A 25,982-nucleotide genomic window follows, 5' to 3' on the forward strand; every position below is an offset into this window, starting at 1 on the left:
ACCCAATCGAACGTTCCAAAGAAAGATAAAAAGCAAGGCACCTGTAAGCTTCACTTATAGAGTAACATAATAGTTGAAAAATAGGGGTAAAAAACCTCCTTTTTGTGCGCCCTAAATACAAAAACTATTCCCGTTTGGTCATGAACTGCTCAGACGAGAATAGTTCCTTTAATTGTTTAAATGCTTAACTTAATGACATTGGCTACCAAGCCCCACCGCATCCCCCAGGTCATCTTTCTCTGGATAATCCACTCCAGCCAATCTTCTCTAGTTGAACTTCTGGTGTCCAGATATTCTTGATTAAGGTCCTGAAAAAATTTTCTCATATTCTTAATCCCCCCTGCACTTGCTATTTGGCAATTATAAAATTGCCAACTTCCTCTTAGTATACAGGCATTTCCCCAAAATGTCTACTGTCAATTTTTATCCACCAATCTGCACCAAACCAAATAAAATTTGGAGGAGTAAAATGGAGGTATTATAGAAGCTATGTGCAAGGATACTGTCCGTCATTCGTCTATTGCACATATACAGATAGCCCAGATAAGACCCTGTTATAAAGTGCCCTAAAAATGCTACTGAAAAGCTCCAAGTATGACAATAGGCAAATAGAAGGGCAGAAAATACGATGACCATTTGAGGATGCTTAGGAAAATACTGGGCTGTCTTTTCTAACAAAATCCCTCTGTAAAGAAATTCTTCTAAAACTGGTGCAAACAAGACAACTGAGAGAGCCATCACCCAAAAATTGTCTGAATTTAACTGACTGGCTATATCCAAGGCATTAGAATCACTAGTGCTAAGCCCTAAATATTGCCAAAGGAGGTTCAGGCAAGTTTGTCCAGTAAATACCAACGCTGTCATACCGACTATTTTAAAAATATTCAGCTTCTCTCTTGAAAATTCTTGATTCTTCACCATTCCTCGTCTGATGACAGAAAGTAGTGCCAATATTGCAAGACCAAGCCCTATCATGACTACAAGTTTTAAAAGCACACTCTCTTGAAAGGCTGTTATCCCCATATAAACTGGAAGTTGAATGAGTAAAGTGAGAAGCAAGGTACCTACTGCTAAACCGATTGATTTTATTATTTTCATATTCTCTCTCCTTTCCATTGTTTTTTTATAGCCTATTGTAATTGTTACTCACGATGTTCACACCTTTACACACTTATAAGATTTAAAATGGTCACAATACTGTTCGACAAGATATGTGCCACTATCGGATATTTGAGATGGTTCGTTTTATAATAAATCCAAGAAAAAACAAGACCCGGGAAAAATAGCATCCAAAAACTTACAGAAATATCATAAGTATGTACAAAAGTAAAAATTACCGTTGTGACAAAGACACTGATCATTGGATAAGCCTTATTCCTAATTCTTTCTTGAAAGACACCTCTATATAGATATTCTTCACGAATAGGCCCCAAAATATTTACACTAAGCAAGGCCATCCAACCATATTTGGACTGAAATAGATCTAACATGGAACTATTATCGATGGTCGAACCAGACAATCGTAAAAAAATATTCGATACTACAAGTTGTGCCACAATTCCTAGTAAAACCAATCCAAACAGTTTTACATAACTATATTCTCGGACTTGGAGACTATCATCACGATACTTTTTCCGTAATGTCCCTAATAACCAAAAAATGAGAGCCGTTAGAACAAACCAACATAGTACATGTATGAGATAACCTACTACTGTGTCATCCATCTTTCCCCAAGACATTTCAGCTATTACAGGGGCTTGTATGACTAAGGTCAACAATAAAACCTGTACGATGCTTTTTAGCCAATGAACCATTGCTACTCTCCCATTCTAATAGAATCTTTTTATGAACTTAGTATAAAACAAATCAGCACAATAGTTACATTCATGTCACGAACGGTCGATATTTTGTAATGAATGACCATTTTTTCGAATTCACCGAATAGCATCCAAGATATTCAGCACAAGATTATCGCTTGACAGATGTAAAACAAATAGCTACACTATTGTTATACATATTAGAATTTGGAGTTGAAGACAATGGCAGGATTGGTTAGGGATAGACAATATAATTTTAGAGTAAATGCACAATTACTGGAACAAGCAAAAATAATCTTATCAGAAAAAGATATGACCCTTTCTGATGCTCTTAATTTATTTGTAGAAAGGGTGGTTGAAGAGCAAGATTTGCCAATACAAACAGTAGAAGAAGCACGTGCAGAGGCTTTTCTAGATGAGTTGATTGCAGAGCTTGATGAAGGCTACCAAGAAGTTTTATCTGGAAACACGACACCTGCTCGTGAGGTATTCGCCAAATATGGTCTATGAAGTACATTTATCTGCTAAAGCCGAGCAAGATTTAGAGGAGATCTACCAGTATTATGTCCGTGAATTTTCAGAATCAAGTGCACGAAAGGTGCTTGCATCTCTGAGCACAGCTATCTTGACCTTAGAAACATTTCCAGAGGGATATATTGACCTCGACGCTCGTCTGGGACGAGCATTATTCCCAGAAGGAAAAACAAGGATGATTCCTGGAAAACAGCAACTCATCTTCTATTTGATTCGTGGCTCTCGTGTAGACATCCTTCGCATTAGAGGAGCAAGGACAGACTACCTAAACAACCTAGACAATCTATTCAAGCAAACCCTCAAATAACGAGCAACTCCCCCACCTCCAACAAGTCTAACCAAACGAGTATAAACAAAAAGCTGATTCCTCAGCTTTTTTCATTTTATTTTCTACCACTCCCTCATCCAAAAATAGAATATAGGAAGGCACCAAAATCTTGCCCTGCAGAATAAATCACTGGCACAAGAACTGAACCAAGAGTCATCAAGGTCATAGCTATTCCTACCCATACTAAGAATTTCATTGCAAACGAGGAAGACTCATAAGCTGTTTCAAATTCTTGGTATTTTTTATCTAATTTTTCTATCGTTGTCATAACTAAACTCCTTTTACATCACTAACCAAACAGTACCAATAAGTAACCAATAATTGAGAAGATAACCAGTAGGCTATTGTTCAATATATGAACAAGAATCGCATCCACAATATTGCCACGGCGAGCATAAGCCAAATAGAAGACTGCCCCAAGCAAGAAGTAAAGTGGCAACTCAATTGGATGAATCGCATGAAGAAGAGCAAAGACTGCTGAACTGATTATCAATTTTAGCCATTTTTGATTTTCTTTGAAGAAATAACTGCTAAACAAACCTCTGAACACAAGTTCCTCCATAAAGGGAGCAAAGACGCCTATTGCAATATGAAAGGCAACAAAGTATAGTGGAAACATCTTCGCCAATTGCTGATTTGCAGCCAAAAGTGCTGCATCGTTGGCTGTGGTGGTATTGCCAGTAACCAACTGTATCAATAGGGTTCCGCCAATACCGACAACCCGTCCCGCCAAGAAAAATAGCAGAGCAAAGCCAAAATCTTTCCAAGTAAATGTGAACCGTTTTTGCTGGTCAGGTAGACCTTTCTTATACCGTTTCCAAGTCCACATCACAATAGCTGTCGCAATGACTAGATAGCCAATGCCAGAAACCCACTGCATGACACCAGACATCGAATCCTGTATGGCAATCAATCGCATCGGAGTTATGTTAATCGCAATGATGACAAGAATCAAACCAATAAATTTTAAAATATTTTTAACACGTTGCATAGCTAGTTCTCCTTGTTACTCTTGTTGACTTTCATTAGAAAATACAATGCAATAAATAAAGTGGGATAAAAGTCAGATGAGAAAACATTTACTGTTTTTCCAAGAACAAGCCAAACTACTAGGTGAATAAGAACGGCAGTGACCAAAATTCCTTCAACAAGCCCTTGTAAGAACTGCATAATTTTATTCGTTTCTTTGATAGTCATCATTTGATGTTTGTTTTCCATTTTCATTTCTCCTGTTCTTGTTTTCTTTATTAGCTTACTTTTCCTTGTTTTGTTCCTTATTTGTTAAAATGGCAAAAGCGATGATTAGACCTGGATTACTGACTGCTAAAATATTGAAATAGTCTTTAATGTTTTCATCTGACAAATTCGCACAGATTTTAAAAACTATCCAAAGCACAATGGGAATCAAAACTGCATAGAATTTTTTATTCTTCATCTTCAATTCTCCTCACTATCATTTTCCTTAACGTTCAATTTTGATTTCAAATAACGATTTGCCACTTTTTCCATTTTTTCAAGAATAAGAGCAAGTAGATAGAATCCGTATGGTATCAACATCGGCAACTCAAGATTCTGTCTAATGAATGCAAATCCAATAAAGAAGGTATATACAAGCATTGTTGCATGTAATACAAGCATTGTTGCATGTAATACATGCTTCCCTGTAATAACAATTTCCTTTTTTTCTCTCATCTTTGTTTCTCCTGTTCTTGTTTTCTTTACACTCTTAGTATAAGTCAACCCAGACCAAATTTTTCATCCATGTCATGAACGGTCGTTATTTTGTAATGAATGACCATTTTTTATCGATTCATTAAGTTGTGATATAGTTTTTTGCAAAATTTCTCTAATTTTTCTTCAACGAGAACAAATAGATACAGTCCATAGGGAGTTATGAAGCGTGGTACAAAATTCTTGGTGACAAGTAAGTACAGCACATACAAGGTATAGACTATCATAGCGACATGTAGCAATTGTTCTTCTGTCATAGCAATTTTCTTTTTCACTGTCATCTCATTTCTCCTTGTTCTTATTTTTTTACCATATAAATCAAACCTCTAATGACAAGATAACTGAATAGGTAAATCATTCCATAATACACTCCCCATAGACCAATGATAGCTCCTGCTCCGAGTCCTACAAGTAGGGAGCGGAAATGACGGTGTTTAACAATTGTTTTTAAAGTATTCATGCTCGTGTCTCCTTTTTGTTTTTTACACTCTTAGTATAAGCCAACTCAGCCCGATTTTTTCATCCATGTCATGAAATGTCGTTATTTTGTAATGAATGACCATTTTTTCGAGAAAATGCAAAAAAATCCAGCCTTTCGACTGGACTTACATCTATAAATCTTAATCTAAAAACACCAACTCTTGAACAAATCGATGATTGCTACTCTTCGTTGATATAGAAAATTTAGGATAGTTATCTAAAATAGCTTTTACATTGGCCAAGCCAATTCCTCGATTATCTCCTTTTGTAGAATGACCATATTCAAAAATATGACTTGTTGATATTTTATCCTTGACAGTAGTATTTTCTACAACCACAATTTTTCGGTCATATTCCTGAAAGTAGGCAAATACAATATTTCCATTTGTACACTGCTCTGCAGCATCGATAGCATTATCTAATAAAATAGACAGAATCGTTATAAATTCAATCAACTCTAAAGCAGGTGGTTCAATTTCAGCATCTACTTCCACAGAAATTGCAATCCCCTTTTTTTGTGCCTCCAACATCTTAGATGATAGTAAACTCTTCACAGCAGGATTTTGTATATTGGATAATCTAGCTATATCATATTTTCCATCATAGAATTTTCTATCAGAATCTGCAATAACCTCACTATAAATCGTTCGAATCGCAACAATGTCTCCCTCTTTTATAGCCTCATTCAAACTAACGAGAATATTTGTATAGTCATGTCGGAAACTTCTAATTTCTTTATAAAGTGATTCAACATGACGACTATAACGACCTAAATCAGTTAATTGTTTGTCCTTCAACTCCTGGATTTCTTTTTCTTGCTTTTCTTTCTTCTGATAGTTTAAATACAACATACTAACTGTAAATAGAATAAAGTATAATAATAGTATATTAGTTCTAATAAAATAAGTATCTATCTTAATATCCACTATTCCTTTATCCATCAATACTTCCAAAAATAAATTACCTCTTATTAAAAGAAAATAAGTAATAAATAGAATATTTAATCCCAAAAATATACCGCTAAATTTTTTGTCCAAAGTATCAACTTGAAGATATTTCGATTCTATTCGTAATCCCTTGAAAAATCCATAATAAAAAGGAATTAATAAAATAGACAATAAGATTTCAAACATAACACTAGCATTTGCATATACAATATCTACATCAAAAATAAAACGTAAATAAAGGCTGATGATACGTTGAAACATATCCCCTATCACAAATGGTAATAATCCATAAAATATTTTTTGAGTTCTATTCCAATTTGTTTTAAAAAATGGTATAACAATCAGAAAAGAAAATGGTTCTAATAGTAAGTAAATATCATAAAGAATTATTTGACAGACAGTTAAGCAAGAAGCTATAAAACATTTTTTCTTCTTGCTTAAAAATAAACCGCTAATTTGTTGAAGAATCATCAAACGAATCAGCATGTCAATAAAGAAAATAGTATCATAAAATGGAGATATAAAAATATTCATCAGTCAATCTCCAGTAAATCTGCAAGCTCCTTCTGCTTCATCCGAGAAACAAAACAAGAATCTCCATTCTCAAAATAGGCAATGTGATTTGTTCTGTCCAATCTTGTTATATTTAATGGATTCACTACACAAGAACGATGTGCTTGGTAAAGTCGTTCGTCAGCTTTCGCTATATCGGATACTTTCCCGTAAAATTCAGTCTGACCTGTTTTCGTTTTTAAAATGACTTTATGAATCGTTGATGATGTTTCAAAATAAAGAATATCACTAAAAGGGACTTGAATATGAGCAGTTTCAGTTTTGTATACAAAAGAATTTTCAGCTATAGTATGATCAATATTTTCAAAAGCATGCACTAACACATCTGATACTGCCTTTTGAAAGTCACTATCCTCTAGGCCTTTATCTATAAAATCTAAAGCAGAGACTCGATAACGATACGTTACCGGCATAAATTCTGAATGAGTTGTTACAAAGACAATAACAGCATAAGGATCGCGAGAACGGATTTCTTTAGCGATTTCCATTCCTTTCTTTTCTTCGCCTTTTATTTCAATATCTAAAAAGAAAAATTGGTGATTGCCTGCTTCCTCGATTGATTCCAATAATTGATTTGGTTTACCAAAAACTTCTAGGAATTTATACCTTACTGACGTTTCTTCAACACACCGCCTAATAGCATTTTCTAGCCTGCTCTGCTGAAAAAAATCATCTTCTAATACAAAAATATTAAGCATAGATTATCTCCTAAACTTTTTGTAAGTTATAATCATTATTATAGCATATTTAGACAAAAGATAAATGTCCAACTTGACTTGATAGACCTACCGATGTATAATAAACATAGAAAAAGGTAGTTGCTGGAAACAACTACCCCTTGCAGAACCGTTTAAGACGGTGGCTTGTTATAAATTATTAAAAAATAACCGTGAACTCGCCAAAGTTATAGACGGTTATTTTTTTGTCGTTTTTACCAATTCAAGCAATAACATCACGAGAGCGATAAAAGAAAAACTGGATGACTGTACCAGCTACAAAAATGAGTGTTAGCCACTCAAAGGTTGACAATGATAGACCCCCTCTCCGTCAGATTCGGAGGATTTGCAGAGTAGAACAAAAAGTTCCATTCCACTTCTCTTAATTCGCGTCAACATCTCAGCGCAGTGGTTGATTGGCAGATTTGTTCGTGCTTCGCACTCCAAATCTGACCTATACGACTGTTGCGAACAAGTTCGCTCCATTTCCAACCTCAAAATGTTCACTGAACCTTTTGAGCTGTGCGGGGGCGGTAAAACGAACTCGTTTTCTACTAGTTGAGTTCTGTACCGCTCCCACCTACCTTTCAGAAATTAGAGCCACCGTCTTTACTTTTCTGCAAAAACTATTATAGCATATTTAATAAAGAATTGTAGTCCAATTCACACATCAAAAAACCAGCCTACTTGGGCTGGTCTTCTTGTAGTCGCTCTTTTAGACGACGACGGTACAAAATCTGCGAAGGAATGAAGTAAAGAAGACTTGCCAGAATAATCCAGCGTTTGTCTATGCCACTAAAATAAATTGCCACCATCAAAAGAAAGGCAAGAAGCAAATAAAAGAAATGATTGGTCAACAACTTTTTCATCAGACACCTCCACATTTTCTTGATAGTAGTATATCAAATTAGACCTTGAATGTATAGAGGTCTAGCGATTTTTCGTATCCAAAACAATGGTCACCGGTCCATCATTGACCAGACTGACCGCCATATCCGCCCCAAAAATACCCACTTCAACAGGCACAAAGGCTGACAAGGCTTGGTTAAAAGCATCATAGAGTTGGCTGGCTAGGGCAGGAGCCGCCGCTCCTGTAAAAGCAGGGCGATTGCCTTTTTTGGTATCCGCAAACAGGGTAAATTGGGAAATGGATAAAATCTTGCCCCCTATATCTTGAACCGACTTGTTCATCTTGCCTGCCTCATCTGAAAAAATCCGCATATTGACGATTTTTCGAACAGCATAGTCTAGGTCTTCCTGGCTGTCATCTGGTCCCACACCGACTAGGAGCAAAAGTCCCTGTTCAATTTGCCCATTGATACTTCCGTTGATGGTCACACTGGCCTGTGATACACGTTGTAATACAATTTTCATCTTATCCGTTGGTCCTTTTCACTGAGTAAACTTCTGGCACTGATTTGATCTTGTCCACCAGACTAGTCAAGGTTGCCAAATTGGAAATACCAAAGGAAACGTGGATGGTCGCAAACTTCATATCCTTGGTTGGCTGGGCATTGACTGAAGAAATATTCTTGCTAGCATTGGTCAAGACCTTGAGAACATCATTGAGGAGACCTGAACGGTTGAGACCGTAGATGTCAATATTTGCCATGTATTCCTTGGTCGAATTTTCATCCTCCCAACCGACATCAATCAGGCGGACATCATAGTTTTCTTGACTCTTGAGGTTCATACAGTCTACACGGTGAACGGCTACCCCACGCCCCTTGGTGATGTAGCCAACAATTTCATCGCCAGGTACTGGATTACAACACTTAGCAATCCGAATCAGCAGCCCTGACGCTCCTTCAATCACCACACCACCTTCGTGACGAATTTTCAAACTATCTTTGTTATCGTGCTTGACTTCACCACCGTTGACCAATTCGTCCGCGGCAGCCTTTGCCTTAGCCCGCTCAGCTTCCCGGCGTTCTTTCTCTGTCAGACGGTTAAAGACGGACACGGCAGAAACTTCTCCAAAACCAACCGCTGCATAGAGAGCCTCATCGGTTTTATAGCTGGTCTTTTGCAGGACCTCGTCCATATGGCGACGGTCCAGGTATTGGTTGGGAACGTAGCCATTTTCTTGGAGTAGGTTCTGAAGCATCTCACGTCCTTTTGAAACAGACAATTCCTTGTCCTGATTCTTGAAGAACTGCTTGATTTTATTACGGGCCTTGTGAGTTTTAACCAAGTTGACCCAGTCACGACTTGGACCGAAAGAGTTGGCAGAGGTGATGATTTCCACCTGATCGCCCGTCTTGAGCTTGGTCGTCAGAGGCACCATACGGCCGTTGACCTTGGCACCTGTCGCTCGCTCACCGACCTTGGTATGAATTTCATAAGCGAAATCAATCGGTACAGAATCCTTTGGCAATTCACGCACAGCACCATCTGGCGTAAAGACGTAAATACGTTCTGTAAAAATATCGTCCTTGACAGAATTTACAAAGGTTTGCGCATCCCCAGCCCCTTCTTGGAGTTCAATCAGGTTGTTGATCCAGCGCAACTCTTTTTCGCTGGCAGTTGCCTTGCCACCACGCTTGTAGGCCCAGTGAGCTGCCACCCCGTATTCCGCAACCTGATGCATTTCCACCGTCCGAATTTGGAACTCGATTGGACCTTTTGGTCCATAGACTGTCGTATGGATGGACTGGTAGCCATTGGCTTTTGGACTGGCAATGTAGTCCTTGAAACGACCCGGCATCGGCTTCCATAATTCATGGATGTAGCCAAGCATGGCATAGACATCACTTGGTGTATCCATCAAGCAACGGATAGCAGTCAGATCATATAGTTCGTCAAAACGCTTTTTCTTGTCATGCATCTTTCGATAGATGGAGTAGATATGCTTGGGACGACCGTAAATCTGACCAATCAGATGGCGCTCCTCTGTGTATTCCCTCAACTTGTCGACGACTTCATTGACCAACTCTTCCCGTTCGCGTCGTTTCTCCCTCATCATGTGGGTAATCTTGTAGAACTCAACTTCATTGAGGTAACGGAAGGACATGTCTTCCAATTCCCACTTGATAGAGGAAATACCTAGACGGTGGGCAAGCGGTGCATAGATTTCCATTGTTTCACGTGAAATCCGTTCCTGCTTGTCCTTGCGCAAGTGCTTAAGGGTCCGCATGTTGTGAAGACGGTCTGCCAGTTTAACCAGAATGACCCGCATGTCTTGGGACATGGCTATCAGCATGTTGCGGTGGTTTTCAGCTAGTTGCTCCTCATGTGACTTATACTCAACCTTGCCTAACTTGGTTACACCACCGACAATATGGCGAACCTCCGGGCCAAATTCAGCTTCCATATCGTCCAGTGTTACCTCAGTGTCTTCTACTACGTCATGCAAGAATCCGCAAGCTACGGTTACCGCATCTAGCTTGAGCCCTGCCAAAATCCCTGCCACTTGGATAGGGTGGACAATGTAGGGTTCACCTGATTTACGAAATTGAAGTTTATGAGCTTCAGTAGCATAGTTCAAAGCTTTCTCAACAAAGGCCACATCATCAGCTGGAAGATAGCTTGCTGTCAGTGCAACAACTTCCTCGCCAGTGTAATTGATTTCTTTCATTTACTTCTCTCCCTAACTATTTCCTATTATTCTACCATTTTCACGAAAAAAAGAAAAAGGAATCTAACATAAGACTACTAATTACAAACAATCCAAACCAAGTTCAGATTCGGCGAACGTTCCTTTTTTTATTGTTTTTCTTACTATTTTCACTTGTTTTTCAATCAAACGTTCAGAATTAGTCTTGATTTTTGCATTCCTTAGCTGTATAATGATTGTAGAAGATTATTACAAAAAGAAAATGGAGGATTCTTATGAATTTTCGTTTCAGTAAGTGTGCCGTAGCGCTCACACTAGCTTTGCTGGCTAGCACCAACACCGCCCTTGTCTCTGCTGAAGAAACTGGTACAGAGACCCCAGTCGTAAATGCTGAAGCAGTACAAACAGAAACGAGCAGCACCGTTGTCGCAACGGGAACTGAAACCGCTCCTTCTGAAACAGTTGCCCCAACAGTGGAGTCTGCCCTAGCTACTGAAAATCCAGCAAGCGCTGAAACAACGACTGAAACCAGCACTCCAGTGAGCGACACAGCAACTAGCGACGAGACAACAACTTCTGCAACCGAAACACGCGCAGCAACGACCGAGACAACAACTCCTGTTGAAGGCCAATCCGTCGATGTCCGCATCCTTGCTACAACGGACCTTCATACCAACTTGGTCAACTACGACTATTACCAAGACAAGCCTGTGGAAACACTCGGTCTGGCAAAAACGGCCGTTCTAATTGAAGAAGCAAAGGCTGAAAATCCAAACGTCATCCTTGTGGATAATGGCGACACCATCCAAGGAACACCGCTTGGAAATTACAAGTCTCTTATTGATCCAATTGAAGAGGGCGAACAACACCCTATGTACACTGCCTTGGATACGTTGGGCTTCGATGCCGGTACCCTCGGCAACCATGAGTTCAACTACGGATTAGACTATCTCCGCAAGGTCATTGCTACAGCAGGCATGCCACTACTTAACGCCAATGTTCTCGACCCTACAACCAAGGACTTCCTCTACCAGCCTTATACCATCATTGACAAGACCTTTACAGATACGACTGGCAAGGCTGTTAGCCTGAAAATCGGAATTACAGGTATCGTTCCGCCTCAAATCCTCAACTGGGACAAGGCCTATTTGGAGGGCAAGGTGATTGTTCGCGATGCAGTTGAAGCTGTTCGTGACATTGTTCCTGTTATTCGCGAAAATGGCGCAGACGTCGTTCTAGTTCTTTCTCACTCAGGTATCGGTGATGACCAGTATGAAGTCGGCGAAGAAAATGTCGGTTACCAAATCGCCAGCCTGTCTGGAGTTGATGCGGTCATCACAGGCCACTCCCACGCAGAATTCCCAGGAACAGCTGAAAAACCAAGTTTCTACGCTAAATATGCTGGCGTGGACGACACAAATGGTAAAATCAATGGTACTCCTGTCACTATGGCTGGAAAATACGGTGACCACCTTGGTGTGATCGACCTTAACCTGACCTATACTGACGGTAAATGGACCACAACTTCTAGCAAGGCTGCCATCCGCAAGATTGACACTAAGTCATCTGTGGCAGACAGCCGTATCGTTGACCTTGCCAAAGAAGCCCATACCGAAACCATCAACTATGTCCGCCAACAAGTCGGTGAAACAACTGCACCAATCAACAGCTTCTTCGCCTTGGTGCAAGACGACCCATCTGTTCAAATCGTCAACAATGCCCAAATCTGGTATGCAAAACAGCAGCTAGCAGGAACGCCTGAAGCTGGCCTACCAATCCTTTCTGCAGCGGCCCCATTCAAGGCTGGAACCCGTGGCGACGCGACTGCCTATACCGATATTCCTGCTGGACCAATCGCTATCAAGAACGTAGCAGACCTCTACCTCTACGATAATGTCGCGGCTATTTTGAAGGTCAACGGTGCCCAACTAAAAGAGTGGTTGGAAATGTCCGCAGGTCAGTTCAACCAAGTAGATCCAAACTCTACAGAACCACAAAATCTCATCAATACTGACTATCGTACCTACAACTTCGATGTCATTGACGGCGTAACCTATCAATACGACATCACCCAGCCAAACAAGTACGACCGCAGCGGTAAGGTGGTTAACGAAACTGCCAGTCGTGTTCGCAACCTTCAGTACAATGGACAGGCTGTCACAGATGAACAAGAGTTCATCGTGGTGACCAACAACTACCGTGCAAATGGTACCTTCCCAGGTGTCAAAGACGCCTCTGTCAACTACTTGCTCAATCTGGAAAACCGCCAAGCGATCATCAACTACATCATCGCTGAAAAGGTCATCAACCCAACAGCAGACAATAACTGGACCTTTACCGATAGCATCAAGGGCTTAGACCTCCGCTTCTTGACGGCAGATCGTGCAAAAGACTTGCTAGCGGATCAAGAAGGTCTGGTTTACCTCCAAGCCTCTACTGAAAATGAAGGTTTCGGTGAGTTCCGCTTTGTCTATACCGAGCCAAAAGTAGTGACACCTCCAACTGGTCAAACAGATACCAATACGAACACATCAACTGGTCAAACTGGCGTTCAAATCACACTTCCATCTGGTCAGGTCATTACTCTTCCAGCTGAAAAAACAGCAGCACCCACACCAAAACACAAGCTGGCGACTACAGTTACAACACCTATTTCTACAGCTACTTCTGCATCTGTAGCTGTATCAACTGAGCCAGCTACAAAACCGACTACTTCTCAAACAAATGCAAAATCACTTCCTGCTACTGGTGAGGCAAGCTCCATGCTCAGTCTTCTTGGCTTCAGCCTGATTGGTTTTGTTGGTGCATTCCGCAAGAAAAAAGCAAACTAAACATAGATAAAAGTCGAGAGTTTGGGTCTACCAAACTCTTGTCTTTTGAAAGGACGACCATGTTTGACACCTTCCCTACTCTACAAGCCGACTCCTTCCAGCTGCGAAAAATCGAGGAAACAGACCTCGAGGACCTGTGGGAAATCTATTCCAATCCCATTCATTTTCAGATGACACCCAATACTTCCACGCAAAACAAAGAAACCCTCCGCAAACGCATTGGGCATTTTCAGAGGGATTTTGATAAGAAAAAACGTTTGCTCTTGGGGCTGGAGCACCAAGGGAAATTGATTGGCGTTTTGGAAGTCTTTGACTACAAGAAACGGTCTGCGTCGGTGACCATTGGCTATCGGCTTCACCATGCCTTCTGGCATCGTGGTCTGGCTAGTCGAGCAGTCAGTCTGCTCTGCCATTTCCTACTAGAAGAATGTCCGATAACAACAATCGTCGCCCTTGTCCTACCGGAAAACCAAGCTTCTCAGCAAGTGCTCCTGAAAAATGACTTTCAACAGGTCGGGCAAGTTGAGGAGGTCTGGAAGGGCTTGGGGCAGGTCAGCCTCTTGCAGTTTGAACGAAAACAGTAAAAACCAGGGAAATCCTGGTTTTTTTATACAAAATAACTCCAAATCACCGCGATGAGAATAGCTGGCAACATATTGGCCACGCGAATCTTTTTGTCCCAAACGATATTAACGCCGACACAGAAGATGAGGGCGGAGCCGATAAAGGAGAGATTGGCAAGGGCTTGATCCGTCATCAGAGGCTCAATCAAGCGAGCCAAAAGGGTGACCGAACCTTGAAAAATCAAGACTGGTACTGCTGAAAATCCTGCTCCCTTACCCAGACTTGCTGTCATGATAAAGATGATGATAAAGTCCAGAATGCTCTTAATGGTGAGGAGGGTATAATCTCCCGTCAAGCCGTCTTGGATAGAGCCAATAATGGCCATGGCTCCGATACAGACAGTCAGAGAGGCGGTCAAAAAAGCATCTAAAAACTGAGAGTCCTGTCCGTTTCCTGACTTTTCTCGGAGCCAGATTCCCAGACTCTCAAACCAACCTTCGATATGCAGGACTTCTCCTAAAAATGTCCCGAAGGCTAGGCTCAATACAAAAAGCATAGTGTTCTGGGTGACCAGTTGACCATTTTCCACTCTTAAAAGACCTGCTAGCGTTCCAGAAATCCCTAAAAATAGAATGGCAACCCCGCTGGCCAAGGTTAGACCAGATTGATGCCGTTCTTTCAGTAAATGTCCAAACCAAGACCCTATCAAACCTGCTAGGGCAATGGCCACCGTATTGATAATCGTACCTAAGGCAAACATATACTACCTCAACAATTCCGTCGCGTAGCTAATGGCAGAAAGGGCGTAGAGTGGAGCCGTCTCTGCTCGTAAGATACGAGGTCCTAGACCTGTTTTGACCGCTCCTGCTCCTTCGAAAGCAGCTACTTCCTCAGGCGACACACCTCCTTCTGGACCGACGATGACTAGAACTGATTGGCCGATTTCTAAGCCAGATAAGATTTTCACCAGGTTGGCTTGTTCACCCTCTTTAGCGGCTTCTTCATAGGCTAGGATAATCTGGTCAAATCCTGCCAGCTGAGCTAGAAAATCCGCTTTTTTCTCAAATAATCGAACAGCTGGAATGCGATTGCGTTTGCTTTGCTCGGCTGCGCCTTGGGCAATTTTTTCCAACTTTTCTGCTTTTTTGGCTAACTTTTTACCGTCCCATTTGACAACGGACCAATCCGCTGGAAAGGCCCAGAGGGCTGCCATGCCCAATTCCGTTGCCTTTTGGGCGACAAATTCGAGCTTATCTCCTTTTGGAAAGCCCATGGCGATGGTCACGGAAACGGGTAATTCAACATTGTCTGCCAATTCTTCGATGATCTCAACAGATTGGCTCTGGCTGTCCACTACCCGTGCCAAGCGTTTGATGCCGTCATCAAAGACCAGGACAATCTGGTCGTCTGCCTGCAATCGCATAACAGAAAACATATGCTTGGCAGTGTCCTTATCGGTAATCTGGAAAATGCCCTGCGGTGCTCTGCCATTGACAAAATACTGCTGCATCCTAGCCTCCGATCACACCTGAGCGGTCAGCTGTTTTCTTGAAGATACAGCAATTCCACTCGCCCTGAATCATGTGGGTTTCGAGGAAGAAGCCTGCCGCCTCCGCAGATGCACGCACCATGTCCCACTTGTCCGCGATGATGCCGCTCATAATCAGGTAGCCCTCGTCCTTGACCAGACGGTAGGCATCCTCGGTCAGATGGATGAGAATGTCCGCCAAGATGTTGGCAACAATGACTTCCGCTTTAATGTCTACGCCACGAAGCAAATCGCCCTCTGCGACATGAATATTGCTAGTATTGGCATTGAGGTCAATGTTTTCCTGGGCCACACGCACCGCCACTTCATCCAAGTCATAGGCGTAAATCTCCTTGGCACCCAAGAGAGAACTTGCAATGGAGAGAACGCCTGAACCTGTACCGACGTCGATGACCGTTTCACCACCACGCAGGACCTGAGAAAGAGCAAAAAGGCTCATCTTAGTGGTCGGGTGGGTTCCTGTACCGAAAGCCATGCCTGGATCCAGACAGATAATCTTCTCACCAGCAGTCGCCTCGTAGTCCGTCCAAGACGGCACAATGGTCAAATCGTGGGTAATGCGGGCTGGCTCATAGTATTTCTTCCAGTTGTCCGCCCAGTCTTCCTCTGCCAGTTCCTGACTTTCTAGGCTGACCTGACCCGTTTCCAAGCCAAAGCCTGTCAAATCCGCCAAACGAGCCGCCAAGTCTGCCTTAACTTCCTCAATATCCACAGTATCAGGATAATAGGCCGTAATCGCAATCATATCTGACTGCTCTACCTCGGGATAGAGCTCGCCGAAACGGTCTTCCTGCCCCACATAGTCAGCCGAGTCGCTAATGGCCACTCCCTGACTACCCGTTTCAATCATGAGATTTGAAACTGCTTCTTCTGCATCACGATGCACGTGAATCGTTAATTCTTGCCATGAGTTCATGTTTGTTTTCCTTTTCTTTTCTATGTGTCAATCACTGTATTATTGTACCGATTTCTAGCCCATTTTACAAGCTAATGTTATAAGGTAAGTAAAATCAAAATAATTTTCGAATAAATGAAATGACAGGAAAATCTGAGCGGTGGTTCTGATTTCTGAAAGGTGGTGGTGCCTATGCAAATAGACACAAAATCCAACGGAAAGGAGAACCTAATTTGTCAGCAGATGAACTAATGGTCATCATAGCTTTTGCAAGCTTACTTGTAAGTATGCTTGGTTTGATCATTACAATCATCGTAACCATGCTAGATAAAAAATAGACCGCCCATGATTTCAAGCTGGCGGTCTATTTTGTCCAAAAGCTGAACCATCGTTATGGTCCTGTCAGGGCGTTGAGCTGGAACTCAACGCCTTTTCTATTTTTATAATAGCAAAAGTTTCACACGCAGTCAAGCAAGAAAGAAAACGGAATGTCAGATAGAATCTATTACCCTCAATTCTATACCCACTGCACCATATTGTTCTAATTGTTCTCGCGAATAGTAAACTTCCATATCTTCTGGTTTCGCCCCTCTGATACTGCTTTGCGTATATCCACAAGACAATAAATCCAGTTCTTTGTATAACTGAGCAAAATTATCAAATATGTGAAGATCTAATACTTGCACCTCGATCGTTTGCGTCTGATTTTCTGTACAATAAAAACGGATGCGATCTCCAATTTGTATATGCTTGCGCTTCTCGTCATAAAGTCGTAGCTCAATAGTCTTCTGGCCAGACTTCATCATTGCAAAAGGTTTTGGAGCCAGTAACATTTCATGAACCATCTCAATACCTCGGATATGGGTAAAATTCCCCTTCCACCAAGTCTGCTCTGCCTTTTTCAAAGGCCTCGCTATCCCATGCAATCGCAAATTCTTGGGCTTCTGGATCCGCTAAAAAGTCCATGAGGTCATCTAGGCCTTGGTCTGCGGTGTCCTTGAGAAAACCTGCGAAGTAGGTCAGAAACTCTGCTGAAAAGCCCTTCTTGGCGTCAAATGGCAGAGCGACCAGATAGTCTTCCGCGTCAAAGCGAGACTTGTCCTGATTGTAGAAAAGGACATACTCCTCTAGGAAAATATCCTCAGAAGACGCATTGCCTTCGTCGTCCACCGTTTCAATCCCAGCCACATTTTGTGCTTCCAAGATAAACGCCAACTCAACAGCATGATTTTTCTTGTCCCAGTTGAGCTCATAATCATAAGTAAAATGTTTATCTAGTGCCACTTCCAGCACATCTAAAAAGCCATGTTTTGCCATTCTATTTCCTCTTTTCTATAAATTCCAGTAAATTTATTTCTCGACCGTATTTGACGGAAGCCCGCTTGTCTTTCTCCAAAATGGACTTGGTTAAATCTAATTGATTCACCGCTGCCAAGGCTACAGCATAGTGAATAACATCAGCTAGCTCTTCTGCCAGACAAGCCGAGCTGTCTTCTTCGCCGTCCATCATCTTGCGGCCTGCACGCTTGTTCAGCAGCTCTGCCACTTCACCAATTTCTTCCACTAATTTCATAAAGAGACTTTGCTCTGGAACTGTCGTCCCATAGTGGTCACGCAAGTATTCTTCCAAAACACTCACTGTCAACTCAGTCATTTCGTTTCTCTCCAAATCCTAAAATTGTAGTATAATGATTATACCATAAATGTACTGAAAGGAAGCCTATGCCAGCCAATCTCGCTCTTCGTATGCGGCCCAAATCCATTGATGAAGTCATCGGTCAGGAGCACCTAGTCGGTCCTGGAAAGATTATTCGCCGCATGATTGATGCCAATATGCTGTCGTCCATGATTCTCTACGGTCCGCCAGGGATTGGCAAGACCTCGATTGCCTCCGCAATTGCTGGTACGACCAAGTATGCCTTTCGGACCTTTAATGCCACGACCGACAACCAAAAACGCCTGCAGGAAATCGCTGAAGAAGCCAAATTTTCTGGCGGTCTGGTCCTCATGCTCGATGAGATTCACCGCCTCAACAAGACCAAGCAAGACTTCCTGCTTCCTCTTTTGGAAAATGGCAATATCATCATGATTGGAGCGACGACGGAAAATCCATTTTTCTCAATCCTGCCCGCCATTCGCAGTCGGGTGCAGATTTTTGAATTACAACCTTTGCAAACCAGCCACATCCGACAAGCCTTGGAGTTGGCTTTGACAGACAGCGAACGCGGTTTTGACTTCCCCATTACCATTGAGCCTGAGGCTCTGGATTTTCTGGCAAATGCGACAAACGGTGACCTGCGAGCTGCTTACAATTCGCTGGAACTGGCTGTACTTTCTACCAAAGAAAGCGAGGGCGGACGCCATATCGACTTGGACGCTGTGGAAAATAGCCTGCAAAAGTCCTACATCAGCATGGACAAGAACGGCGATGCCCACTACGACATCCTCTCCGCCCTGCAAAAATCTATTCGGGGTAGCGATGTCAATGCCAGCCTCCACTACGCTGCTCGTTTGATTGAGGTCGAAGACCTGCCTAGTCTGGCTCGTCGCTTGACAGTCATCGCCTATGAAGACATCGGCTTGGCCAATCCAGAGGCTCAGATTCATACGGTGACAGCTCTTGAAGCAGCGCAGAAAATCGGCTTTCCAGAGGCACGGATTTTGATTGCCAATGTGGTCATTGATTTGGCTCTTTCTCCCAAGTCCAATTCTGCCTATCTGGCTATGGATGCGGCTCTGGCTGATTTGCGAAAGAACGGCCATCTGCCCATCCCAAATCACCTGCGGGACGGTCACTATGCTGGTAGTAAGGAGCTGGGAAATGCTATTGGCTACCAGTATCCGCATGCCTATCCTGAAAAATGGGTTGATCAGCAATACCTGCCCGACAAGTTACTGGCTGCGGATTACTTCACCGCCAACGACACCGGAAAATACGAGCGTGCCTTGGGCATGACCCAAGAAAAAATCAACCATCTAAAACAAAACAAGAAAAAAAGTTGATAACGTTTTCATTTTTTGCCAATTTTCTCTTGATTTTTTTAAAAAATGTGGTAATATTAAATCATAAATAAGAACTGCTGTGGTATACGAATTCATACCTATGTGTTGACCGACTATTTTTGTATTACTAGGGAGACAAAGATCTTTTGGCAGTATGCAGGCTGGCACACCCAGAAGCAACTAAGTCAGAAACACGTCACCCACCTGCTTTTAGCGTGCGGGATCAATACAATCCATGGATAACCGGTACCAATACAGCATTTTTATTTTTTACCTTCCTTAGCTCAGCTGGCAGAGCAGCGGACTCTTAATCCGTGGGTCGTAGGTTCGATCCCTACAGGGAGGATTGGTTGATATGAGGAAAGTCTTGATTTATCAAGGCTTTTTCTCGTTTTTAGAGAGAATTTGGTCAAAAAGAACCCTTTCACATTGTGAAGGGCTATTTTTTTAACTTATCCCACAGGACAACTCGTTTTTCCTGCAATGATTTCTGCACATCAATAATGCGTTGGTTGGAAGAGCCTCGGAACTGCAACATAAGGTTGCGTTTGCTTTTGTCATAGCGACCATCTACGAGAATGTCCAACTGGCTGAGCAATTCTAATTTGTCTGGCGTTTCCAGCATCAATTCTTCCCATGTATAGCCTGTCCAGGACCAAATATCCTTGTCTGACAATTCCGTCCGAACTCGCTTGACGAGGGGGAGGACGGTCCCTGTATTGAGAAAGGGCTCTCCGCCCAAGAGGGTTAGGCCCTGCACATAGGGCTGGCCCAAGTCTGCTAAAATGCGGTCTTCCAGCTCCTTGGTGTAGGGAATGCCGGCCTTGAAGGACCAGGTAGCGACGTTGTAGCAGCCTGGACAGTGAAAGAGGCAGCCGCTGACATAGAGGGAGCAGCGCACGCCTTCGCCGTCCACAAAGTTAAAGGCCTTGTAGTCCATAATCCGTCCCTGACTGAGTTCTTCACTCTTCCATTCTTGTGGTTTAGGATTATTCATTTCAAATACCTGAGCATAAGCAAATGAAATCTAATCGTTTGGATGAATTCCGTTTTACCAGTACACAGACTGTTTTTATCCATAAATGGTACTTCCAATGCTTTAGCTCGGATTGATCCCAGCAAGCTTAGTGCGGAACCAATCTCAATTCCTTTCCTGTTTTGATTCAGTAGTTTGTCACTCCCATTAATCCTCAATCCAGTATCTTTCTACCCCGTCTCGAACATCTTCCAAAACGCCACCACAAGCCACAATCGTGCGACGGCTGGCTTGATTGTCTGTCGAGCAAGTCACGAGGACTTTGGAAATATTTTTGGTTGCGGCTTCCTGCAAACCAAGTCGCAACTGATCCTTGGCATAGCCCTTGCCACGCTCCGTCGGGCGAATGGAATATCCGATGTGACCGCCTTTATTGAGCAGGAAATCGTTGAGCCGTAGGCGTAGACTGAGAAAACCAAGGGCTCGACCTGTCTGGTCAAATGATACATACTGAATAGAGGGAACAAAACCTTCTGGCAGGTTGATGCCTGCCTCATAGTCTTGGTTTCTCAAAATCCAGTCTTCAAAGTCCACATCTTTGGAGATAAATCCTCCATCCATAGCTGAGCCTGCTTTTTCAAATTCTGCCAGCATATCCAAAATCGTATCCTTATCCGCTATAGTCGGTCTTCTTAGTTCCATTCTAGTCTCCATATTGTCTCTTGAAAAATTCACTGATGATGTCTATATCCAGTCCCAAGTCCTGCACAATTTCTGCCTTGTGGAAATCGTCATAGTTGTCCTTACCGCTCCAAACAAAAGAATTGGTCACAATTTGATAGTCCTTATCTGACTCGACTGCTCTGCCATTGACCACAAAACCCTCACCGCCCGGGACAATGCCCCACATCTGAGGGTTGAGACCTGTCTGTAGGTCGGAATCCCCTTTTTCTCATTACCCTACCGAATGTTCACAATCAGTTGCGCCTTCTTTGGAAAATTCTCCATATAGGAATGCATATCATTGGTATGGAGAATGCTGATATCTATAAAATCCATATTACTTCTTCTTATTTTGGACTTGCTTGAGTAATTCCTGCAGACGCGCTTTTTTATCCTGCTTCACATTAGAATTCTTCTCATGATAGCGTGTCACCAGGGCCTTCCCCTTATCGTCTAATTGATATTTTCCCATTGTTTTCTCCTCTTTTTTTATCTCTTATTTGTTTATAATAAACTTCCACAGCTAACTGGAACTGTGGAAGCTCTACATAGTCTGTTTATTACTTATAAGCTCGACCCATTCATGTGTTTCACACGCGCCGAAATTTCCTTGTGACGGCCTTTTACCATCGGACGGGCCTGTGGATTGCCTAGATAACCACAAGTTCGTTTAACAACATCCACCGACTTAGGATCGCTATTCCCGCAACTTGGACACTTGAAACCACGCTCTGTCGGCTCGAAATCTCCCTCGAAATCACAGGCGTAACAATGGTCAATCGGAGTATTGGTCCCCAGATAGCCCACACGGTCATAGGCATAGTCCCAAACAGCCTCCAAGGCCTTTGGATTTTGTTGCAAGACAGGGTATTCACAGTAGTGGATAAAGCCACCGCTAGCACCTGCCTCCACATAGACCTTTTCAAAGTCCAGTTTTTCAAAGGGAGTCGGATTTTTCCGTACATCATAGTGGAAAGAGTTAGTGTAATACTGCTTGTCGGTGATGTTTTCAACCATACCAAACTTTTCCGTATCCAACCGGCAGAAGCGGTCTGTCAGGCTTTCAGACGGTGTCGAATAAACTGAGAAATGATAGCCGTATTGGTCCGACCAATCTTCAACCAAGGCTTTCATTTTCTTGATAATATCCACTGTAAAATCTTTTGCCTCTGGGTTGGTCTCCCATTGACCACCGTAAAATACTGTTGCGACTTCATATAAACCAATGTACCCCAAAGATACGGTTGCTCGACGATTTTTGAAAACCTCATCCACCGCATCGGTCTTGGCCAGTCGCTTGCCGAATGCCCCATATTGATAGAGAATTGGAGCGTTGGCTGGAGTTGCTTCCTTCACTCGTTCCACACGATAGACCAGAGCATCCTTGGCAATGGCCATGCGTTCTGCAAAAATTTCCCAGAACTTATCCATATCTCCTGCAGACTCCATAGCAATCCGTGGCAGATTGACGGTCACGACACCCAAATTCATCCGACCAGATGTCACATCCTGACCATTTTCATCCTGCCAGCCCTGCAAGAAAGAGCGGCAGCCCATTGGCACCTTGAAGGAACCTGTCAACTCAACAATCTTGTCATAAGAAAGCATATCTGGATACATACGCTTGGTAGCACATTCAATCGCTAATTGCTTGATGTCGTAGTTGGGCGAATCTGGCTCCAAGTTCAAGCCCCGCTTGACTGTGAAAATCAGCTTAGGAAAGATAGCTGTCCGACCTTCTCGCCCCAGACCCTTGATGCGAATGTTCAAAATCGCTTTTTGAATTTCTCTCTCAAACCACGATGTCCCTAGCCCAAAACCGAGTGAGGTAAAGGGTGTTTGTCCATTGGAAGTAAAGAGGGTATTGATTTCATACTCCAAAGACTGCATAGCGTCATAGATGTCTTTTTGCGTTTTAGCACGCGCATATTCTTCTTGCTTGTCTGCTAACACCCAATCCTTGGCATCTTTCAAATGCTTTTGGTAATTGAGTTCCGCATAGGGCGCCAAAACTTCATCGATACGGTCAGCTGAGCAACCACCATATTGACTCGAGGATACATTGGCAATAATCTGCGAAATCTGAGCCGTAGCCGTCTGAATCGACTTGGGACTTTCCACGTCCGCATTCCCAATCTTAAAACCCTGAGCCAACATGCCCTTGAAATCAATCAAGCAACAGTTGGTCATGGGAGTATAGGGACTGTAATCCAAGTCATGATAATGAATATCGCCTTTTTGGTGGGCATTGGCCACATGGGCAGGCAAGAGTTTGAGACCAATGGATTTTCCAACAATCCCCGCTGTCAAATCCCGCTGGGTATTGAACACATCGGCGTCCTTGTTGGCATTTTCATTGACCAAGGCCTGATCCTTGCTCAGCAACTTGTGAATTTCAAAGTTAATATCGGTCGCCTGATGCCGACGAAAATCCCGCTGAGTCCGGTACTGGATATACCGCTCTGCCAGCTCATACAAATGAGCCTTAAGCAACTCCTGCTCCACAATTGTCTGGATTTCATAAATCTGAATGTCGCCTGTAAAACGACGGTCAATCTCTTGCAAGCTTGCCTCTAAAACCAGCTGCAAACCAGCCTCTGACACCGGGTGTTCCAACTCCTGATTGGCCCGTGAAAGAGCAGAAAAAATCTTTTGCTCATCAAAGGACACCGTCCGACCATCTCGTTTCAAGACGACTAAATTCAGTTTTTCTACATCATTTTCTCGCACCTTCATCTGACTAGCCTCCATTTTTTCACTGCTACTAGTGTAACATTTCACAAATTAAAAATCAATATCTTGTGTTAAAAAATATAAATTCTATCATTTCACACTAAATGTAGTCTCTCTTTCTGAAAAGCAAATGAAAACAAGAGCCTATTCTGACTCTTGCTTTCTGGTCCATAAGAAGTACAAATTGATAGCACAGGCCACTAAAATCACAGTAGGCCAAAGCAAATTTAGGAGGGGAACTTTACCAACATTCACAGCAAGAATGAGGAGATTCCACACCACTCCCAAACTATAGACAATCGTCAAAATAATTTTCATAAGACACTCCAACTAAATGATAGTGCTATTATACTACAAACGACCGTTGATGTCCTTAATCTGTCGCTCCATTTTTCGATAGTTTATTAGAAATAGCAGAGCGTATACCAAGACAAAGATAAGCCAGAAGAAGAGAAGGGCACCAAGTTTCACGGGAAACCAGCCTGCTAAAATGCCCAGCGGTGTGAAGCCTAAAGCTGTGATGTAAAAGTGCGTTGCCGTCATTCGCAAAAGGCTCCAATCCTGTTCAAAAATCTTGTCTGCCAGCTGAAACAAGATGCCGATTGCTGCCCAAATCAGCACACAGATGAGCATAACGGTTACCTGATTAAAATTGCTCAGGTAGTAAGCGCCCATGGTTGAAAAGGGATTGAGCGGTAGGTAGGCTCCTTGTCCAAAGACAGCAGATGTGATGATAGAAATCATTGTTCCGATTGTAATACCTAAACTGGCTGATAAGATGTATTTTTTCATAATCCTAACCTTTCTTTGATAACTTTTAAATAACGACGAGACGAGTAGGTGACAGAGCCGTTTTTCATGACCAATTTGACCAAACCATTGGCTGTCAACTTGAGGTGGTCCAATTGCTTGATGTGAATGATTTCCGACTGGGAAATCTGCAAAAAGTTGGCAGGCAGTTCCTCCTTAACCTGATACAAGCGTAGGTTGGAAGTAAAGGAATCTCCCACCGTTTCCACCTGTAAGATTTTGTCTTCCAAGTAGAGTCTGACAATCTCATCATGCTCCAAAAGATATACCTGCTCCCCTTTTTTGACTGTCAATCTGGAAGTCTGCTTGTCTAGGTTTTGAACATAGGCCACCAACTGCGTAATCTGCTCAGACATAGCCTGTGCTTCAATAGTAACCAAATCTTCCAAAATTTCTGGTGAAATAGCTAGTTTTACTTTCATCTTCTCTCCCTTCTCTTTCTGACCCTATTAAACACCATTTCTTAATTGGTTTCAAGGGCGTTTGACTATGTGGTCATATTCCTGAGCTAAACGGCAAAAAAGCCAGAACAGCTGTCCTGACTTAGTCATTCTTTAGAAAAGTTAGCCCCGTCACTATCTGCCAAGCTGTGATAGGATAGACGGTTAAGCGTTCATAAATGGCCATTACCGCCACTTGATTTTCTGCGATTGCCGTCTGCAACAATCCTGCAGCGACAAAACCACATAAGCCAAGAAGGATGCTCATGAAGCGATAGGTTATTTTTTTCTCAGATAGGAAAAGACCTGTCAACAGCAAGGTGCTATTGCCCATCATAAAGGACAGACGAGCTCCAAGTCCATGCAAGCCATCCTGACCAGGTACACCACCTTGGAAGAAACCAACCAAGAGACTCCCTAGGCCAAAGAGGGTAACTATAAGCAGGATAAGGATTGCCAAAATTGGATGTCTTCGCCTTATCTTAGAGAAAATAAGCAGAGCATAAGAAAAGACAAAGCCAATCGCAGTTAGAATAAAGCCGCTATTCATAACAATCGCCCAATTCGAAAAGTTTTCTGGCACACCAGCTACCTGCTGACCATTGTATACCCCAAGAGCTGAAATAAACTGCCGACCATAGACATAGCTAAGCGGATAGCCCGTTCCAATGGCAGCGATTAATTCGGTCCCTAGGTAAATACTGGCATTTATTAGAAAGCCAATGGCTCCCCATTTTTGTAGATTATGTACTCTCATCTTTTTCCTTACTTACTTT

35 protein-coding genes, 1 tRNA gene, 1 other RNA gene and 1 pseudogene are annotated in these 25,982 nt (G+C 42.6%); 8 read left to right on the forward strand and 30 right to left on the reverse strand.

The genetic code is table 11. From position 1 onward, the window contains the following. Nucleotides 1-176 precede the first annotated feature (176 nt). From SST111_RS12110 to SST111_RS00845, 3 genes are all read right to left on the reverse strand, one after another. Nucleotides 177-326: a hypothetical protein gene (locus tag SST111_RS12110; protein WP_180274006.1), complete on the reverse strand. Its 150-nt coding sequence runs from the start codon at nt 324-326 to the stop codon at nt 177-179. Nucleotides 327-423: 97 nt separating this feature from the next. Beyond that, complete coding sequence (locus SST111_RS00840; protein WP_099809688.1) at nt 424-1,098, reverse strand: CPBP family intramembrane glutamic endopeptidase; 675 nt, start codon at nt 1,096-1,098, stop codon at nt 424-426. Between the two features lie 65 nt (nt 1,099-1,163). Further along, nucleotides 1,164-1,814 (reverse strand): CPBP family intramembrane glutamic endopeptidase, encoded by a 651-nt coding sequence (locus tag SST111_RS00845; RefSeq protein ID WP_099809689.1) that lies wholly within the window; start codon nt 1,812-1,814, stop codon nt 1,164-1,166. Between the two features lie 225 nt (nt 1,815-2,039). On the opposite strand from SST111_RS00845, the gene relB reads away from it, so the two are divergent. Together relB and SST111_RS00855 are read left to right on the forward strand one after the other, a co-directional pair. Then, a complete protein-coding gene (gene relB, locus SST111_RS00850) occupies nt 2,040-2,327 on the forward strand; it encodes a type II toxin-antitoxin system RelB/ParD family antitoxin (protein ID WP_099809690.1) in 288 nt (95 codons plus the stop codon). Beyond that, nucleotides 2,317-2,658 (forward strand): type II toxin-antitoxin system RelE/ParE family toxin, encoded by a 342-nt coding sequence (locus SST111_RS00855; RefSeq protein ID WP_099809691.1) that lies wholly within the window; start codon nt 2,317-2,319, stop codon nt 2,656-2,658. The genes relB and SST111_RS00855 overlap by 11 nt, the downstream gene beginning before the upstream one ends. Nucleotides 2,659-2,752: 94 nt before the next feature. Here SST111_RS00855 and SST111_RS00860 read toward each other — a convergent pair whose 3' ends face one another. The 12 genes from SST111_RS00860 to SST111_RS00920 form a co-directional block, all read right to left on the reverse strand. Then, a complete protein-coding gene (locus tag SST111_RS00860) occupies nt 2,753-2,947 on the reverse strand; it encodes a hypothetical protein (protein ID WP_099809692.1) in 195 nt (64 codons plus the stop codon). A gap of 21 nt (nt 2,948-2,968) precedes the next feature. Beyond that, nucleotides 2,969-3,670, reverse strand: a complete 702-nt coding sequence (locus tag SST111_RS00865; protein ID WP_099809693.1) for a CPBP family intramembrane glutamic endopeptidase — start codon at nt 3,668-3,670, stop codon at nt 2,969-2,971. A gap of 2 nt (nt 3,671-3,672) precedes the next feature. Further along, nucleotides 3,673-3,897 carry a hypothetical protein gene (locus tag SST111_RS00870; RefSeq protein WP_099809694.1) on the reverse strand — a complete coding sequence of 75 codons (225 nt, stop codon included), beginning with the start codon at nt 3,895-3,897 and terminating at the stop codon, nt 3,673-3,675. A 34-nt stretch (nt 3,898-3,931) separates the two neighbouring features. Beyond that, on the reverse strand, nt 3,932-4,114 hold the full coding sequence (locus tag SST111_RS00875) for a hypothetical protein (protein ID WP_099809695.1): 183 nt from the start codon (nt 4,112-4,114) through the stop codon (nt 3,932-3,934). A gap of 2 nt (nt 4,115-4,116) precedes the next feature. Continuing rightward, a complete protein-coding gene (locus tag SST111_RS00880) occupies nt 4,117-4,371 on the reverse strand; it encodes a hypothetical protein (protein WP_044774149.1) in 255 nt (84 codons plus the stop codon). A 110-nt stretch (nt 4,372-4,481) separates the two neighbouring features. Beyond that, complete coding sequence (locus tag SST111_RS00885) at nt 4,482-4,691, reverse strand: hypothetical protein (protein ID WP_024398780.1); 210 nt, start codon at nt 4,689-4,691, stop codon at nt 4,482-4,484. 17 nt (nt 4,692-4,708) lie between these two features. Further along, a complete protein-coding gene (locus tag SST111_RS12115) occupies nt 4,709-4,870 on the reverse strand; it encodes a hypothetical protein (RefSeq protein WP_180274007.1) in 162 nt (53 codons plus the stop codon). 160 nt (nt 4,871-5,030) lie between these two features. Beyond that, on the reverse strand, nt 5,031-6,371 hold the full coding sequence (locus SST111_RS00890; protein WP_099809696.1) for a sensor histidine kinase: 1,341 nt from the start codon (nt 6,369-6,371) through the stop codon (nt 5,031-5,033). Next, nucleotides 6,371-7,108 carry a response regulator transcription factor gene (locus SST111_RS00895; protein WP_099809697.1) on the reverse strand — a complete coding sequence of 246 codons (738 nt, stop codon included), beginning with the start codon at nt 7,106-7,108 and terminating at the stop codon, nt 6,371-6,373. The genes SST111_RS00890 and SST111_RS00895 overlap by 1 nt, the downstream gene beginning before the upstream one ends. Nucleotides 7,109-7,809: 701 nt before the next feature. Continuing rightward, nucleotides 7,810-7,995, reverse strand: coding sequence for a hypothetical protein (locus SST111_RS00910; RefSeq protein ID WP_099778114.1), 186 nt, complete (start codon nt 7,993-7,995; stop codon nt 7,810-7,812). Nucleotides 7,996-8,056: 61 nt separating this feature from the next. Next, complete coding sequence (dtd, locus tag SST111_RS00915) at nt 8,057-8,500, reverse strand: D-aminoacyl-tRNA deacylase (RefSeq protein WP_099809699.1); 444 nt, start codon at nt 8,498-8,500, stop codon at nt 8,057-8,059. 1 nt (nt 8,501) lies between these two features. Then, on the reverse strand, nt 8,502-10,703 hold the full coding sequence (locus tag SST111_RS00920) for a RelA/SpoT family protein (protein ID WP_099809700.1): 2,202 nt from the start codon (nt 10,701-10,703) through the stop codon (nt 8,502-8,504). Between the two features lie 254 nt (nt 10,704-10,957). Here SST111_RS00920 and SST111_RS00925 point away from each other — a divergent pair, with 254 nt between their 5' ends. Together SST111_RS00925 and SST111_RS00930 are read left to right on the forward strand one after the other, a co-directional pair. Beyond that, the gene (locus SST111_RS00925; protein ID WP_099809701.1) at nt 10,958-13,513 is read left to right on the forward strand and encodes a bifunctional 2',3'-cyclic-nucleotide 2'-phosphodiesterase/3'-nucleotidase; all 2,556 of its coding nucleotides are present in this window, start codon (nt 10,958-10,960) and stop codon (nt 13,511-13,513) included. Between the two features lie 59 nt (nt 13,514-13,572). Then, nucleotides 13,573-14,097, forward strand: coding sequence for a GNAT family N-acetyltransferase (locus SST111_RS00930; protein ID WP_099809702.1), 525 nt, complete (start codon nt 13,573-13,575; stop codon nt 14,095-14,097). A gap of 23 nt (nt 14,098-14,120) precedes the next feature. On the opposite strand, the gene SST111_RS00935 is transcribed toward SST111_RS00930, so the two are convergent. From SST111_RS00935 to prmA, 3 genes are read right to left on the reverse strand one after another with little or no spacing between them, the layout of a single operon-like run. Continuing rightward, entirely contained in the window at nt 14,121-14,837 is a 717-nt protein-coding gene (locus SST111_RS00935) for a DUF554 domain-containing protein (protein ID WP_099809703.1), read from the reverse strand. A 3-nt stretch (nt 14,838-14,840) separates the two neighbouring features. Next, entirely contained in the window at nt 14,841-15,587 is a 747-nt protein-coding gene (locus tag SST111_RS00940; protein WP_099809704.1) for a 16S rRNA (uracil(1498)-N(3))-methyltransferase, read from the reverse strand. A gap of 1 nt (nt 15,588) precedes the next feature. Beyond that, nucleotides 15,589-16,542: a 50S ribosomal protein L11 methyltransferase gene (gene prmA, locus SST111_RS00945; RefSeq protein ID WP_099809705.1), complete on the reverse strand. Its 954-nt coding sequence runs from the start codon at nt 16,540-16,542 to the stop codon at nt 15,589-15,591. A gap of 212 nt (nt 16,543-16,754) precedes the next feature. Between prmA and SST111_RS12305 the strand changes: the two genes are divergently transcribed. Beyond that, on the forward strand, nt 16,755-16,859 hold the full coding sequence (locus tag SST111_RS12305) for a putative holin-like toxin (RefSeq protein WP_257211343.1): 105 nt from the start codon (nt 16,755-16,757) through the stop codon (nt 16,857-16,859). A gap of 153 nt (nt 16,860-17,012) precedes the next feature. On the opposite strand, the gene SST111_RS00950 is transcribed toward SST111_RS12305, so the two are convergent. Genes SST111_RS00950 through SST111_RS00960 form a run of 3 tightly spaced genes read right to left on the reverse strand, consistent with a single transcriptional unit; the run spans nt 17,013 to nt 18,175 of the window. Continuing rightward, a complete protein-coding gene (locus SST111_RS00950) occupies nt 17,013-17,366 on the reverse strand; it encodes an ASCH domain-containing protein (protein ID WP_099809706.1) in 354 nt (117 codons plus the stop codon). A gap of 1 nt (nt 17,367) precedes the next feature. After that, nucleotides 17,368-17,838 carry a DUF3013 family protein gene (locus SST111_RS00955; RefSeq protein WP_099809707.1) on the reverse strand — a complete coding sequence of 157 codons (471 nt, stop codon included), beginning with the start codon at nt 17,836-17,838 and terminating at the stop codon, nt 17,368-17,370. A gap of 1 nt (nt 17,839) precedes the next feature. Then, nucleotides 17,840-18,175: a MazG nucleotide pyrophosphohydrolase domain-containing protein gene (locus SST111_RS00960; protein WP_099809708.1), complete on the reverse strand. Its 336-nt coding sequence runs from the start codon at nt 18,173-18,175 to the stop codon at nt 17,840-17,842. Nucleotides 18,176-18,243: 68 nt separating this feature from the next. Between SST111_RS00960 and SST111_RS00965 the strand changes: the two genes are divergently transcribed. The 3 genes from SST111_RS00965 (at nt 18,244) to SST111_RS00975 (ending at nt 19,870) form a co-directional block, all read left to right on the forward strand. After that, the gene (locus SST111_RS00965) at nt 18,244-19,524 is read left to right on the forward strand and encodes a replication-associated recombination protein A (RefSeq protein WP_099809709.1); all 1,281 of its coding nucleotides are present in this window, start codon (nt 18,244-18,246) and stop codon (nt 19,522-19,524) included. Nucleotides 19,525-19,595: 71 nt separating this feature from the next. Further along, a non-coding RNA gene (ssrS, locus tag SST111_RS00970) (6S RNA) lies at nt 19,596-19,789 on the forward strand. A gap of 8 nt (nt 19,790-19,797) precedes the next feature. Further along, nucleotides 19,798-19,870, forward strand: a tRNA-Lys gene (locus tag SST111_RS00975). Nucleotides 19,871-19,963: 93 nt separating this feature from the next. On the opposite strand, the gene nrdG is transcribed toward SST111_RS00975, so the two are convergent. From nrdG to SST111_RS01025, 9 genes and pseudogenes are all read right to left on the reverse strand, one after another. Next, nucleotides 19,964-20,521 carry an anaerobic ribonucleoside-triphosphate reductase activating protein gene (gene nrdG, locus SST111_RS00980; RefSeq protein WP_099809710.1) on the reverse strand — a complete coding sequence of 186 codons (558 nt, stop codon included), beginning with the start codon at nt 20,519-20,521 and terminating at the stop codon, nt 19,964-19,966. A 186-nt stretch (nt 20,522-20,707) separates the two neighbouring features. After that, nucleotides 20,708-21,202: a GNAT family N-acetyltransferase gene (locus SST111_RS00990; RefSeq protein ID WP_099809711.1), complete on the reverse strand. Its 495-nt coding sequence runs from the start codon at nt 21,200-21,202 to the stop codon at nt 20,708-20,710. Between the two features lies 1 nt (nt 21,203). Next, nucleotides 21,204-21,440 (reverse strand): annotated as a pseudogene (locus tag SST111_RS00995) (bifunctional metallophosphatase/5'-nucleotidase); the annotation flags it as partial. Between the two features lie 120 nt (nt 21,441-21,560). Then, on the reverse strand, nt 21,561-21,695 hold the full coding sequence (locus SST111_RS12310) for a hypothetical protein (protein WP_099809712.1): 135 nt from the start codon (nt 21,693-21,695) through the stop codon (nt 21,561-21,563). 92 nt (nt 21,696-21,787) lie between these two features. Then, a complete protein-coding gene (nrdD, locus tag SST111_RS01005) occupies nt 21,788-23,974 on the reverse strand; it encodes an anaerobic ribonucleoside-triphosphate reductase (RefSeq protein WP_373560735.1) in 2,187 nt (728 codons plus the stop codon). A gap of 126 nt (nt 23,975-24,100) precedes the next feature. Then, nucleotides 24,101-24,274, reverse strand: coding sequence for a hypothetical protein (locus SST111_RS01010; protein ID WP_180274008.1), 174 nt, complete (start codon nt 24,272-24,274; stop codon nt 24,101-24,103). 33 nt (nt 24,275-24,307) lie between these two features. Continuing rightward, on the reverse strand, nt 24,308-24,748 hold the full coding sequence (locus SST111_RS01015) for a DUF3021 domain-containing protein (protein ID WP_099809715.1): 441 nt from the start codon (nt 24,746-24,748) through the stop codon (nt 24,308-24,310). Further along, nucleotides 24,745-25,188, reverse strand: a complete 444-nt coding sequence (locus SST111_RS01020; protein WP_099809716.1) for a LytTR family DNA-binding domain-containing protein — start codon at nt 25,186-25,188, stop codon at nt 24,745-24,747. Before SST111_RS01020 ends, SST111_RS01015 begins: the two co-directional genes overlap by 4 nt. Nucleotides 25,189-25,309: 121 nt before the next feature. Next, nucleotides 25,310-25,963, reverse strand: coding sequence for a DUF998 domain-containing protein (locus SST111_RS01025; RefSeq protein WP_099809717.1), 654 nt, complete (start codon nt 25,961-25,963; stop codon nt 25,310-25,312). Nucleotides 25,964-25,982: the final 19 nt, after the last annotated feature.

It is taken from the genome of Streptococcus suis YS161 (genome assembly GCF_002760245.1).
In the GTDB taxonomy this organism is placed as follows: Bacteria; Bacillota; Bacilli; order Lactobacillales; family Streptococcaceae; genus Streptococcus; species Streptococcus suis_I.

Excerpts from the sequence above, each read along its gene's own strand:
- SST111_RS12110 (WP_180274006.1), bottom strand. The coding sequence starts at position 326 with ATGAGAAAATTTTTTCAGGACCTTAATCAAGAATATCTGGACACCAGA.
- SST111_RS00840 (WP_099809688.1), bottom strand. The coding sequence starts at position 1,098 with ATGAAAATAATAAAATCAATCGGTTTAGCAGTAGGTACCTTGCTTCTC.
- SST111_RS00845 (WP_099809689.1), bottom strand. The coding sequence starts at position 1,814 with ATGGTTCATTGGCTAAAAAGCATCGTACAGGTTTTATTGTTGACCTTA.
- relB (WP_099809690.1), top strand. The coding sequence starts at position 2,040 with ATGGCAGGATTGGTTAGGGATAGACAATATAATTTTAGAGTAAATGCA.
- SST111_RS00855 (WP_099809691.1), top strand. The coding sequence starts at position 2,317 with ATGGTCTATGAAGTACATTTATCTGCTAAAGCCGAGCAAGATTTAGAG.
- SST111_RS00860 (WP_099809692.1), bottom strand. The coding sequence starts at position 2,947 with ATGACAACGATAGAAAAATTAGATAAAAAATACCAAGAATTTGAAACA.
- SST111_RS00865 (WP_099809693.1), bottom strand. The coding sequence starts at position 3,670 with ATGCAACGTGTTAAAAATATTTTAAAATTTATTGGTTTGATTCTTGTC.
- SST111_RS00870 (WP_099809694.1), bottom strand. The coding sequence starts at position 3,897 with ATGGAAAACAAACATCAAATGATGACTATCAAAGAAACGAATAAAATT.
- SST111_RS00875 (WP_099809695.1), bottom strand. The coding sequence starts at position 4,114 with ATGAAGAATAAAAAATTCTATGCAGTTTTGATTCCCATTGTGCTTTGG.
- SST111_RS00880 (WP_044774149.1), bottom strand. The coding sequence starts at position 4,371 with ATGAGAGAAAAAAAGGAAATTGTTATTACAGGGAAGCATGTATTACAT.
- SST111_RS00885 (WP_024398780.1), bottom strand. The coding sequence starts at position 4,691 with ATGACAGTGAAAAAGAAAATTGCTATGACAGAAGAACAATTGCTACAT.
- SST111_RS12115 (WP_180274007.1), bottom strand. The coding sequence starts at position 4,870 with ATGAATACTTTAAAAACAATTGTTAAACACCGTCATTTCCGCTCCCTA.
- SST111_RS00890 (WP_099809696.1), bottom strand. The coding sequence starts at position 6,371 with ATGAATATTTTTATATCTCCATTTTATGATACTATTTTCTTTATTGAC.
- SST111_RS00895 (WP_099809697.1), bottom strand. The coding sequence starts at position 7,108 with ATGCTTAATATTTTTGTATTAGAAGATGATTTTTTTCAGCAGAGCAGG.
- SST111_RS00910 (WP_099778114.1), bottom strand. The coding sequence starts at position 7,995 with ATGAAAAAGTTGTTGACCAATCATTTCTTTTATTTGCTTCTTGCCTTT.
- dtd (WP_099809699.1), bottom strand. The coding sequence starts at position 8,500 with ATGAAAATTGTATTACAACGTGTATCACAGGCCAGTGTGACCATCAAC.
- SST111_RS00920 (WP_099809700.1), bottom strand. The coding sequence starts at position 10,703 with ATGAAAGAAATCAATTACACTGGCGAGGAAGTTGTTGCACTGACAGCA.
- SST111_RS00925 (WP_099809701.1), top strand. The coding sequence starts at position 10,958 with ATGAATTTTCGTTTCAGTAAGTGTGCCGTAGCGCTCACACTAGCTTTG.
- SST111_RS00930 (WP_099809702.1), top strand. The coding sequence starts at position 13,573 with ATGTTTGACACCTTCCCTACTCTACAAGCCGACTCCTTCCAGCTGCGA.
- SST111_RS00935 (WP_099809703.1), bottom strand. The coding sequence starts at position 14,837 with ATGTTTGCCTTAGGTACGATTATCAATACGGTGGCCATTGCCCTAGCA.
- SST111_RS00940 (WP_099809704.1), bottom strand. The coding sequence starts at position 15,587 with ATGCAGCAGTATTTTGTCAATGGCAGAGCACCGCAGGGCATTTTCCAG.
- prmA (WP_099809705.1), bottom strand. The coding sequence starts at position 16,542 with ATGAACTCATGGCAAGAATTAACGATTCACGTGCATCGTGATGCAGAA.
- SST111_RS00950 (WP_099809706.1), bottom strand. The coding sequence starts at position 17,366 with ATGGTTCATGAAATGTTACTGGCTCCAAAACCTTTTGCAATGATGAAG.
- SST111_RS00955 (WP_099809707.1), bottom strand. The coding sequence starts at position 17,838 with ATGGCAAAACATGGCTTTTTAGATGTGCTGGAAGTGGCACTAGATAAA.
- SST111_RS00960 (WP_099809708.1), bottom strand. The coding sequence starts at position 18,175 with ATGACTGAGTTGACAGTGAGTGTTTTGGAAGAATACTTGCGTGACCAC.
- SST111_RS00965 (WP_099809709.1), top strand. The coding sequence starts at position 18,244 with ATGCCAGCCAATCTCGCTCTTCGTATGCGGCCCAAATCCATTGATGAA.
- nrdG (WP_099809710.1), bottom strand. The coding sequence starts at position 20,521 with ATGAATAATCCTAAACCACAAGAATGGAAGAGTGAAGAACTCAGTCAG.
- SST111_RS00990 (WP_099809711.1), bottom strand. The coding sequence starts at position 21,202 with ATGGAACTAAGAAGACCGACTATAGCGGATAAGGATACGATTTTGGAT.
- SST111_RS12310 (WP_099809712.1), bottom strand. The coding sequence starts at position 21,695 with ATGGGAAAATATCAATTAGACGATAAGGGGAAGGCCCTGGTGACACGC.
- nrdD (WP_373560735.1), bottom strand. The coding sequence starts at position 23,974 with ATGGAGGCTAGTCAGATGAAGGTGCGAGAAAATGATGTAGAAAAACTG.
- SST111_RS01010 (WP_180274008.1), bottom strand. The coding sequence starts at position 24,274 with ATGAAAATTATTTTGACGATTGTCTATAGTTTGGGAGTGGTGTGGAAT.
- SST111_RS01015 (WP_099809715.1), bottom strand. The coding sequence starts at position 24,748 with ATGAAAAAATACATCTTATCAGCCAGTTTAGGTATTACAATCGGAACA.
- SST111_RS01020 (WP_099809716.1), bottom strand. The coding sequence starts at position 25,188 with ATGAAAGTAAAACTAGCTATTTCACCAGAAATTTTGGAAGATTTGGTT.
- SST111_RS01025 (WP_099809717.1), bottom strand. The coding sequence starts at position 25,963 with ATGAGAGTACATAATCTACAAAAATGGGGAGCCATTGGCTTTCTAATA.